Raw genomic sequence first — 10,048 nt, 5'->3', positions numbered from 1 at the left:
CGTTGTTGTCAGCTTCCAGAGCGCGAGCGGCCGTACCAGCAGCGTTGATCGTTACGAACTTCGAGCCCGTGCCTTCCAGTTCGTCAACCGAAACGCCAGCCCAGAAGGAACCTGCGTCGTAGGTGTAACGAATGGAGTTGAACTTGGAGTTCGTGGAGAGCGTGTCGGTTTCGCCAGAGAGACCGTCATCCCACCAGTTGTAGAACTGACCGACCTTCAGGCCGCCGAGTTCGATGAAAGCCTGGTCAACGTTGACGCCACGGCTGGAGTCCTGGTCGGCATCGCCACGCAGGCCGATGAAGCCGCGCAGAGCGCCGAGTTCGGTGTCGGTGCGGGTGTCAACTTCGAACTGAGCGCGCGTGAACGAATCCCAGTCAGAGGTGCCGGACTTGTCACGACCGAAGTCGGTCTGGAAACGAATGTAGCCCTGGAACTTCAGGCAGGTTTCGGTGCCGGGGATGTAGAAGAAGCCGGTGCCGAATGCGTCGCAAACGCGAACGTATTCCATGGGCTCAGGCTCAGCAGCGACGATAGCGTCAGCGGCCTGTGCGCCGGATACTGCTGCGAGAGCCGCAGCGGAGCCGATGAGAAGGCTCTTGATGTTCATGGTTGACCTCCAGTCAAACGCTTAATCTTCTAAGCAGCGGGTGGGAAGCACTTCAAAGATGCGTGCCGCTTATGGAGATGATTAGAGCCAAAACCTCCCGCACAGGCAATCGCAATCGTGACAAAAGGAAGACAGTAAGGTGTCCTTAGTTTTTCATTGTTGCGAAATAGCTACAATTCTAACAGACGGGACCCAGTTCGTTAAAAAATCATTAATAAATATTCATTTTCAGCCACTTAAGCGAAAACCAAAAAAAGTCGAAAGACTAGGAACGCACCTGGTTGCCGAAAACTCAGCATTTTCGCGCCACGAAAGATTGTCCAAAAGGCGACTGTACGGGCGGAAAGGAGCTCTTTGGGTCGAGGTGAATCGGGATGAAACATCATTTCTGCTTTCTGCGCCCTGATGTTCGGCAACCGGCCGACTCAGCCCTCCCCGTGGGAATGCGGCCCGTTTCGCCCGAGAAAATCCAGCGTACACCGCAAACAGAGAGGGAATCGCACATCTATGGGCCGGCCCCGATATGCTCCACCCGATTCGCCATTCCTTGAAAAAAGAAAAACCCCGGCATTTCTGCCGGGGTTTCCATCACTGACAATGTCAGATCAGATTAGATTAGAACGCGCGCTGCAGGCGGACGAAACCGGTCCACTGCTCGTTGCCGTTGTCCGGGTCGTAGTAGTTAACTGCAACCTTGGTGGTCAGGCCCTGGGTGATCTTGTAATCGACGGTTACGCCAGCCTTCCAAGCATCATCGTTCGACCAGTCGTTAACGATGTAGTAGCTGGTTGTGGACGTACCGCCGGTAACAGGCACACCTGCTGCGGTGAACGCTGCACCAGTGCCCTTACCGGCAATGTTGCCAGAGTACTGGAAGCCGGGGGTGATCGTCAGGCGATCAGTTGCCTTGATTGCGTATTCGGCAGCAACTGCCCACTCGGATTCAGCGTAGTAAGCGTTTACGCCAGAAGCCCAAACACCAGCAAGACCAAGCGTGCCGGGGCCGATGTCAGCCGTAGCGATGAGGCGGAGAGCGCCTTCTTCCTGGTCTACGTCGTAGCCACCGATGAACTGCAGCGATGCAGCGCCGAGCTTCGCACCGATACCAGCGGAGATACCGACGTTGTTGTCAGCTTCCAGAGCGCGAGCGGCCGTACCAGCAGCGTTGATCGTTACGAACTTCGAGCCCGTGCCTTCCAGTTCGTCAACCGAAACGCCAGCCCAGAAGGAACCTGCGTCGTAGGTGTAACGAATGGAGTTGAACTTGGAGTTCGTGGAGAGCGTGTCGGTTTCGCCAGAGAGACCGTCATCCCACCAGTTGTAGAACTGACCGACCTTCAGGCCGCCGAGTTCGATGAAAGCCTGGTCAACGTTGACGCCACGGCTGGAGTCCTGGTCGGCATCGCCACGCAGGCCGATGAAGCCGCGCAGAGCGCCGAGTTCGGTGTCGGTGCGGGTGTCAACTTCGAACTGAGCGCGCGTGAACGAATCCCAGTCAGAGGTGCCGGACTTGTCACGACCGAAGTCGGTCTGGAAACGAATGTAGCCCTGGAACTTCAGGCAGGTTTCGGTGCCGGGGATGTAGAAGAAGCCGGTGCCGAATGCGTCGCAAACGCGAACGTATTCCATGGGCTCAGGCTCAGCAGCGACGATAGCGTCAGCGGCCTGTGCGCCGGATACTGCTGCGAGAGCCGCAGCGGAGCCGATGAGAAGGCTCTTGATGTTCATGGTTGACCTCCAGTCAAAGTTTTTAAGTGGGTCTGGGTACTTTCGCTGAAGGACAGCATTCCCTGCCCCATTCCCGTGTTCTTAGAAGCCAAACGATCCACCGCCTCGCTTCTGGTGGTGAAAATACAAAAGGTTTCGCCGCATGCAATCGCCAACATCCGATAAATAGCATTTACGTATATGCTTCATTTCGATTTGTTGCGGAAACAACACACCATACGCAGCCACCCCGCAGGCGGCTTTACCATGCGTTAAGAAATTGCTTGAAAATCCGTTAGTTAGTTAGATTAACGAGATATTTACAAACTGCCGGCTTTTTCGGAGAAACCTTGCCTCGTCGGGCAAGAGAGGTGGAAACCGTCGCATCCTTACACCCCTGCATCTGACACACCTTCACAGCGCGCGTGGAGAGATTAGGGAAAAGCCAAGCCGTTTGACACCGATTCCCCACGCAACGATTCGAGGGACCGACGTCGTATCGATCGCGTCTATTCGCTCGGGATATCTGATGTGATGAGGAGGCGTCGCATTCGACAATTGGCTTTTATGATCGGCAGCAGCCGATTTGTTGCGCGCGCCAATTCGAAACGGACGGAAGAACAGGTGACAAGCGGCGACAGTCGCCAAAGCGCTCCGGCAGCAGTCTTGAAGTGAAGGATCGGGCGGGCTGGAATTTCCGGTCTTGGCGTGTCCGACTTGAGAGATAGGTGACGTTTTGTACCGGAGACATGGGTAACACTTTTCGCTTTGCGGGAGGTGTTGATGCCGTGGAGAGAGACTTCGGTTATGGAAGAACGTCTACGCTTTGTCGCCCGTTTGCTGGAGGGCGAAGGAATGAGCGAGGTGTGCCGGGACTTCGGCATATCGCGCAAGACCGGCTACAAGATATTCTATCGCTACAAGGACGACGGGCTTGAAGCTCTGACGGACCGCTCCCGGCGTCCGGTGCGCTACGCCAACCAACTCCCCGATCCCGTCGAGGCAATGATCGTGCGCCTCAAAAAGGAGAAGCCTCATTGGGGTGCGCGCAAGATCCGCGAACTGCTGGTGAAAAAGCTCGCTGGCGACGTCCGTATTCCGGCGAGCAGCACCGTACATGCGGTGCTCGACCGCCATGGCCTTGTGCGCCAGGCCCGCAAGAGGAACCGGGCAAACAAGGCCATGGGCACCACGCTGTCGCAAGCCGTCAATGCCAACGATCTGTGGTGCGCCGACTTCAAGGGCGAGTTCAAACTTGGGGATGGCCGTTATTGTTACCCTTTGACCGTAACCGATCAGGCATCCCGCTATCTATTGGCTTGCGAAGCCTTCGAATCGACACGAGAGCAAGCCGTGATCGAAGCCTTCCGCCGCCTGTTTGCCGAACATGGCCTGCCTCAGGCGATACGCTCGGACAACGGGCTACCTTTTGCCTCACCAAACGGGCTGTACAATCTGTCGAAGCTGTCGGTTTTCTGGTTGAGGCTTGGGATAGCGATCGAGCGCATCAAACCGGGCCATCCACAGCAGAACGGCCGGCATGAGCGTATGCATCTGACATTGAAGAAGGAGGCAACTCGCCCACCCGAACGTAGCCTTCTCCAGCAACAGGTACGCTTTGATGCATTCGTCAGCGAATTCAATGGCGAGAGGCCGCATGAGGCGATCAGCATGAAAGTGCCTGCTGATCTCTATACCGCCTCTTTGCGCCCCTACCTTGGCCTGCCGGAGATCGATTATCCCTTCCATGATCGAGACATCATCGTCACCAATTGCGGACGCGCCTGCCTCTTTCGCAAGAAGATCAATATATCGACCGTACTGGCCGGACAGAAACTGGGATTAAAGGAGGTGGAAGACGGCATTTGGCTCGTCAGCTTCATGCATTACGATCTAGGATATATCGACCTGGAACAGAGAACGCTGCAAACAATCGACAATCCGTTCGGCACGAGATTGTCACCTATGTCTTAGGTACAAACTGTTACCTATGTCTCCGGTCTGGACAAGCGCCGAAATGGCGGAGAGGATGGGATTCGAACCCACGATACGCTTTTGACGTATACTCCCTTAGCAGGGGAGCGCCTTCGACCACTCGGCCACCTCTCCGGTGCGGCCTGATTATTGCGTAAAAAAAATGATTGCAAGGCTTTTTCGCCAAGAAGCACAAAAACCTGTTGGCTGAACATCCTCCTGCGAAACTTTGCGGGCCTTTCGGGAACTTCTTGCAGGCCGGCACGTTCTGGCTTCGGTAACAAAAGAGGTGTTCTAATGGCTCAGACCAAACTGAATGTTGTCGAAGACACGATCGAAAACCAGATTGCGGAGCTGCGTTCGCAGATCGCATCCCTCTCTAAATCCGTCTCGGCCCGCGCGGAAGGCGTGGGCGAAGATGCATCCGAATTTCTGGATGAGGCGCGCGGGCGCGTTCGCAAGGCGGCCCACAATGTGCGCGCCCAGGGCCAGCATGTCGTCGAAGCGGTCAAGGAGAATCCCGGCACGGCAACCTCCCTGCTGACGATCGTTGGCGCACTCGGTTTTGCAATCGGTTATGCGGTCGGCACAAGCACGCAGCAGAATTCGTCGAACGGAAGCCTTTATCGCTGGCGCTGATGGCCGCACGGGCTTAAAATTCAGGCAAGGCGGGTCAATCCCGCCTTGCCTTTTCGTGTTGATTTGAAATGGGATGAATGGGGGCGAATATGCGGTTCAGCGACGATCTTGAAACGGCTTTGTCGGATTTTGCGAGGGATCACGGCATCGACAGGGATGAAGCCATCCAGCGCATCGTTCGCGCCGCCCTTATCAACGGCGGTTATCTCGCCTCCGGCGAAGAAGGCATTCCGCCGGAAAAGCTGAACGCCAGCAACGACGACTGAATCAATATCCCGACCGTGATGGCGCAGGTGCTGCCCCGCCCTTGTAACGGGCCGATAGCGCACGCAGGGTGCTGGCGAATTCCGTTACATCGGCGCCGACGGCCACGAAGGAAGCGCCGAGTTCGAGATAGCGGCGATTGTAGGTTTCGTTGAAGGTGAGAATGCCGGCGGCCTTGCCCGCCTTGACGATCTTGACAATGGCTGCCTCGATCACCGTCTGCACTTCCGGCTCGTCTATCCTGCCGAGATAACCCATATCCGCCGCCAGATCCGCCGGGCCGATGAAGACGCCGTCCACGCCTTCCACCGCAAGAATATTGTCGAGATCGTCGATCGCCGCACGCGTTTCGGCCTGCACCAGCAGGCAGACGCCGTCCGAGGCGCTGTCGGCGTAATCGGTTATCGTGTTGAAGGCGGAAGCGCGGGCGACGGCAGCCCCCATGCCGCGAATGCCGCGCGGCGGATAATGCATGGCACTGACCAGATCTTTCGCCTGATCGGCCGAATCGACCATAGGCACGAGAAGCGTGCGCGCACCCGCGTCCAGAAGCTGCTTTATCATCCAGCTTTCGCCGACCGGCACGCGCACCACTGGCTCGGCGGGCGATGTGGCAAGCGCACGCAGCTGATCGATGATGCTGCGCAGATCATTCGGCCCGTGTTCTCCGTCAATCACCAGCCAGTCAAAACCCGCAGTTCCGGCGATTTCCGCCGTGATGGCCTCGCCCATATCGAGCCAGAGGCCAATCTGCGGCTTGCCCGCATGGATGGCGGTTTTGAAACGGTTTTCGGGAGCGAGCATAATGTCCTCAGGAAAGCAGTAATTTCAGATCGGCGGCTGCGTCCGCCAGGATGGCGCGATCCGGCTCCGCGCCGGTATCGAGCAGTTTCTTGCCGGCGACATAGGCCTTGGCATCATTGATGGCATCGACAGCGACGAATCGCCCGTCGCGGAAATACCAAATGGACCAACTGCCTTCACGGGCGCCGGGCCTCAGCATCGTCTCGTCATAACCGAGATTGAAGCCGGCAATCTGCAGCTTCACCTCATATTGATCCGACCAGAACCAGGGTTTCGCATCATAGGCGGCCTCACTGCCGGCCAGCACGGCAGCGGCGGCCTCGGCCTGATCAACGGCATTCTGCACCGATTCGAGACGCACATGCTGGCCGCGCCACGGCAACATGGCGCAATCGCCCACCGCATGTATGTCCGCATCGGATGTGCGGGTACGGCCGTCGACCACGATGCCATTGCCGACATCAAGGCCCGATTCGCGGGCGAGCCGGTCATTCGGCGTCACGCCGATGCCGACGATGACAAAATCGACATCCAGCATCGAGCCGTCGGAAAGTTCGGCAGCCGCCACCCGGCCATCCATGCCGACAAGGCGCACGAGGCCGGTCTTTTCCCGGATGGAAACGCCATGGGCCTGGTGGATGCCGCGCATGATATCGGCGGTTTCCTTTGCCGCCACGCGCTGCAGAATACGGTCGGCCATTTCGATCAGCGTGACCTCAAGGCCGAGCTTGCGGGCAACCGCAGCCGCTTCAAGGCCGATATAACCGCCACCGATCACCAGCAGCCTGCGGCCCGGCTTCATCTCCTCCACCAGCCGGTCGGCATCGCGCTTGTCGCGGACCATCAACACGCCTTCGAGATCGCCGCCAATGCTGGCCGGCAGCAGGCGGGGTGCCGCCCCGGTCGCCAGCACCAGCTTGTCATAGGAAAGCGTGCTGCCATCCTGCATGCGCACGGTTTTAGCACTACGGTCGATCTCCTCCACCCACGTGGACAGCCGGATGTCGATATTGTTTTCAGCGTACCATTCCTCCGGCCGGAACATCAGCCGGTCGAAACTCATCTCGCCGAGAAGGTATTTTTTGGAGAGCGGCGGTCGCTGGTAGGGATAGGCATCCTCGGAACCGATGACAGTGATGGGGCGCTCGTCCTTCAGCGCCCGCAGCTTCGACGCCAGCGCGAAAGCGGCCTGCCCCGCCCCGACGATTACCAGCCTTCCCGTCACAGTCCACTCCCAGAACAACCACGAAGCGCCGATCCTGCCGCACCCCGAGAAGCCACATTGCAGGATCAGGCGTAACGCCAAGTACGGCCGTAGTCAACCGCGCAGCAACGCCAGCCCGGTGCAAGCATGACGCCTTATCAGCATAGACTGCGGCTCCATTGCAACCGGATGGGGCGAAAAGCATTTTTATGAGAGGAAACATCGGCTTCCCCAACGAAACCTGGTCGAGATCGACACAGAGTAGAGAGAATTGCGCGGATTTTCTTCATGCCCTGGCAAGGAAGCCGCGTTAAAATAGGCACGAGAGAGGCAATCCGGGAGGTTGTCATGGCTTTGCATATGGATATCAGTCAGAACGTCCCCCAGGACGAGATGTACGAGAAATTTCAGATCGACCGGCCCGGCAAGATCACCTTCATCGGGCATCATCTCAGCGCCAAGGACACCATGCGCTGCCTGGTGCGGACCATTTCCCTTTACGGCGCGGAACTGGATGTCAGCCCCGATCTGGAAATGCCGGCCAATTTTTATCTGGAAATTCTCGGTATCCGCGATGAGATCGGTTGCACGCTGATCCGGCGCGAAGAGGAAAAAGTGACGATCGGCTTCAATATGCTGATCGATGCGGAGTTCCTGCACCATGTGCGACGCCTGAGCTTCGAGACCAACGCGTGACCCCGGCACGATAGGCCGATGGCTTTTCCGCCCCCTCACCGGGACGTAAAATTCTGTTCCAAAACAGTCATGCCGCAACCGGCTGCGCCTTGCGTCCGGTTTTTTTGGACCTATTGTGAGCCGGGTTTTAAACACAGATACCGGAAACTCTGAAGCCAATGTCCGCTTTTTCACGCCTTACCCCCCTCGCCGTCTCGCTACCCTCCACCGTTCCCTTCGTTGGCCCGGAGGCCATCGAGCGGAACCGCGGCTTGAAGGTTGAAGCGCGTATCGGCGCAAACGAAAGCGGCTTCGGCCCTGCCCCTTCCGTGCTTGTGGCCATGCGCGATGCGGCAGCAGAGACATGGATGTACAGCGATCCGGAAAATTTCGAGCTGAAGGAAGCGCTCGCCATCCACCATGGCGTCTCGCGCGGCAATATTGCCATCGGCGGCGGCGTCGATGGGCTGCTGGGCGAGATCGCCAGGCTGATCGTCGAGCCGGGCACGCCTGTCGTCACCTCTTTCGGCGGTTACCCCACCTTCAATTACCATGTGAACGGTTTTGGCGGGAAACTCATAACCACGCCCTATGTCGACGATCACGAAGATCTTGACGGGCTGCTCGATCTCGTCATCCGGGAAAATGCGCCACTCGTTTATTTCGCCAACCCTGATAATCCGATGGGAAGCTGGTGGGAAGCGAGCGAAGTCGTCGCCTTCGCCCGCGCATTGCCGGAAACCTGCCTGCTCATTCTGGATGAAGCCTATTGCGAAACCGCGCCGGCCAGCGCCGTGCCGGCCATCGACGCGCTGATCGGCCAGCCGAACATCCTGCGCATGCGCACCTTCTCGAAAGCCTATGGGCTTGCGGGTGCGCGCGTGGGTTACGCCATCGGCACGCTCGGCAATGTCGAAGCCTTCGACAAGATCCGCAACCATTTCGGCATGGCACGCATTTCGATCGCCGGCGCTTTGGCGGCACTGAAAGATCAAGCCTATCTGCATGAAGTCGTTGGTAAAATTTCTGACGCCCGTGAGCGCATTTCGGCAATTGCCCGAGATAACGGCCTATCACCGCTCCCCTCCGCCACCAATTTCGTCACCATCGATTGCCATCGCGACGGGGCTTATGCCCGCGCCATCGTCGATGGGCTGATGGAACATGGCGTCTTCATCCGCATGCCGGGCGTTGCGCCGCTCAACCGCTGCATTCGCGTGAGCGTGGGGCCGGGTGACAAGCTCGATCTTTTCGAGCAAGCGCTGCCGAAGGTTCTCAAGACGATCGGGTAAGTTCCCAGCCCACCCTCATCCCTGTTCCCCGGAACAGGGATGAGAGTTTCAGGCGAGGCGCGCCTATAATCCGATACTTCGCATTGCACGCATCGATTCAACAACCTCCCGCAAGCTCCTGCCCGCGAATCATTTTCCGGCAACGGACATCGCAAAACATAAGAAAACCGCGCCGGCCTTGTTCCTGCCGGTCGCGGTTTGATGTGTCAGCGCAAAAGCTTGTTTTCAAAGCCCTCGCCGCGTTCCCCTTCGGGTTTACTTTCCTTTGCGCCGGTCATCGGGACTGGAGGGAACCGGACCGGAAATCTCAATGATGGCGTGGGTCAATCAGTGCATCGTCATCCAGTCGCGGGCAGCGCGCAGCGCTTCGGCCAGTTCCGATTTCGTCATGTTGCGGGCGAGATCGGCGCGCAGCGAAGCGGCTCTTTCCGATCCGCGGATCGCGGCGATGTTGAGCCATTTATGGGCTGCGATCAGGTCCACCTTGCAGCCCCGGCCGGTCGCATAGACCAGGCCGAGATTGCAAAGAGTGTCGGCGCGGGTTTCGCCACCGGCAGCCATTTCGATATCGCGGATTTCAAAGCGTGCCATCGTTTTTATCCCTGTCGTTCAGAGCTTTCCGCTTTTCGTCAAAAAGCGAAGCGCTCTGTCTCTTTGTTTTTTTCGCATTTCCCGACGCAAAACCGCTTCGCACTTTTGCTGGAATGCTCTCGCCTGTTTCATCATTGCCTTCTTGCCGAGGCTATCGTCCGGACCCGCCGTCTTTTGGGGCTTTTTTGCCCTTCCGTCCGGCAGGTTTTCCCTGCGCTTTTGATGAGTTCACTATGCCACCGGGCCTTCAACGGTCGCTTAAAAGGCATGATTAATGGGCCGCAAACAAAC

At 57.8% G+C, this 10,048-nt stretch carries 10 protein-coding genes and 1 tRNA gene; 5 read left to right on the top strand and 6 right to left on the bottom strand.

All coding sequences use genetic code 11. The features are described from left to right. Nucleotides 1–607 (bottom strand): porin (locus O9X91_RS21880; RefSeq protein WP_269834374.1); only part of this gene is annotated, 607 nt, incomplete at its 3' end. Between the two features lie 615 nt (nucleotides 608–1,222). After that, nucleotides 1,223–2,335, bottom strand: coding sequence for a porin (locus tag O9X91_RS21875; RefSeq protein ID WP_142912491.1), 1,113 nt, complete (start codon nucleotides 2,333–2,335; stop codon nucleotides 1,223–1,225). 762 nt (nucleotides 2,336–3,097) lie between these two features. On the opposite strand from O9X91_RS21875, the gene O9X91_RS21870 reads away from it, so the two are divergent. Next, nucleotides 3,098–4,288: an IS481 family transposase gene (locus O9X91_RS21870; protein WP_269834263.1), complete on the top strand. Its 1,191-nt coding sequence runs from the start codon at nucleotides 3,098–3,100 to the stop codon at nucleotides 4,286–4,288. A 44-nt stretch (nucleotides 4,289–4,332) separates the two neighbouring features. Here the strand turns inward: O9X91_RS21870 and O9X91_RS21865 are convergent. Next, nucleotides 4,333–4,423 (bottom strand) — tRNA-Ser (locus tag O9X91_RS21865). 162 nt (nucleotides 4,424–4,585) lie between these two features. Between O9X91_RS21865 and O9X91_RS21860 the strand changes: the two genes are divergently transcribed. Together O9X91_RS21860 and O9X91_RS21855 are read left to right on the top strand one after the other, a co-directional pair. Then, nucleotides 4,586–4,927 (top strand): hypothetical protein, encoded by a 342-nt coding sequence (locus O9X91_RS21860; RefSeq protein ID WP_077982618.1) that lies wholly within the window; start codon nucleotides 4,586–4,588, stop codon nucleotides 4,925–4,927. Nucleotides 4,928–5,016: 89 nt separating this feature from the next. Then, on the top strand, nucleotides 5,017–5,193 hold the full coding sequence (locus O9X91_RS21855; protein ID WP_162854288.1) for a hypothetical protein: 177 nt from the start codon (nucleotides 5,017–5,019) through the stop codon (nucleotides 5,191–5,193). Nucleotide 5,194: 1 nt separating this feature from the next. Here O9X91_RS21855 and O9X91_RS21850 read toward each other — a convergent pair whose 3' ends face one another. Together O9X91_RS21850 and O9X91_RS21845 are read right to left on the bottom strand one after the other, a co-directional pair. After that, entirely contained in the window at nucleotides 5,195–5,995 is an 801-nt protein-coding gene (locus O9X91_RS21850; RefSeq protein ID WP_269833785.1) for an HpcH/HpaI aldolase/citrate lyase family protein, read from the bottom strand. Nucleotides 5,996–6,002: 7 nt separating this feature from the next. After that, complete coding sequence (locus tag O9X91_RS21845) at nucleotides 6,003–7,220, bottom strand: NAD(P)/FAD-dependent oxidoreductase (RefSeq protein WP_269833784.1); 1,218 nt, start codon at nucleotides 7,218–7,220, stop codon at nucleotides 6,003–6,005. Nucleotides 7,221–7,547: 327 nt separating this feature from the next. Here O9X91_RS21845 and O9X91_RS21840 point away from each other — a divergent pair, with 327 nt between their 5' ends. Further along, entirely contained in the window at nucleotides 7,548–7,895 is a 348-nt protein-coding gene (locus O9X91_RS21840) for a hypothetical protein (RefSeq protein WP_269833783.1), read from the top strand. Between the two features lie 158 nt (nucleotides 7,896–8,053). Beyond that, on the top strand, nucleotides 8,054–9,166 hold the full coding sequence (locus O9X91_RS21835; protein ID WP_173988513.1) for a pyridoxal phosphate-dependent aminotransferase: 1,113 nt from the start codon (nucleotides 8,054–8,056) through the stop codon (nucleotides 9,164–9,166). Between the two features lie 327 nt (nucleotides 9,167–9,493). On the opposite strand, the gene O9X91_RS21830 is transcribed toward O9X91_RS21835, so the two are convergent. Next, nucleotides 9,494–9,757 (bottom strand): SEL1-like repeat protein, encoded by a 264-nt coding sequence (locus O9X91_RS21830; protein WP_003524109.1) that lies wholly within the window; start codon nucleotides 9,755–9,757, stop codon nucleotides 9,494–9,496. Nucleotides 9,758–10,048 lie beyond the last annotated feature (291 nt).

It is taken from the genome of Agrobacterium salinitolerans, assembly GCF_027498475.1.
GTDB lineage: Bacteria > Pseudomonadota > Alphaproteobacteria > Rhizobiales > Rhizobiaceae > Agrobacterium > Agrobacterium salinitolerans.
This window is presented reverse-complemented; position numbering and strand designations above follow the sequence as displayed.

What these genes read in the sequence shown, in the direction of transcription:
- O9X91_RS21875 (WP_142912491.1), bottom strand. Translation starts at nt 2,335, where the DNA reads ATGAACATCAAGAGCCTTCTCATCGGCTCCGCTGCGGCTCTCGCAGCA.
- O9X91_RS21870 (WP_269834263.1), top strand. Translation starts at nt 3,098, where the DNA reads ATGCCGTGGAGAGAGACTTCGGTTATGGAAGAACGTCTACGCTTTGTC.
- O9X91_RS21860 (WP_077982618.1), top strand. Translation starts at nt 4,586, where the DNA reads ATGGCTCAGACCAAACTGAATGTTGTCGAAGACACGATCGAAAACCAG.
- O9X91_RS21855 (WP_162854288.1), top strand. Translation starts at nt 5,017, where the DNA reads ATGCGGTTCAGCGACGATCTTGAAACGGCTTTGTCGGATTTTGCGAGG.
- O9X91_RS21850 (WP_269833785.1), bottom strand. Translation starts at nt 5,995, where the DNA reads ATGCTCGCTCCCGAAAACCGTTTCAAAACCGCCATCCATGCGGGCAAG.
- O9X91_RS21840 (WP_269833783.1), top strand. Translation starts at nt 7,548, where the DNA reads ATGGCTTTGCATATGGATATCAGTCAGAACGTCCCCCAGGACGAGATG.
- O9X91_RS21835 (WP_173988513.1), top strand. Translation starts at nt 8,054, where the DNA reads ATGTCCGCTTTTTCACGCCTTACCCCCCTCGCCGTCTCGCTACCCTCC.
- O9X91_RS21830 (WP_003524109.1), bottom strand. Translation starts at nt 9,757, where the DNA reads ATGGCACGCTTTGAAATCCGCGATATCGAAATGGCTGCCGGTGGCGAA.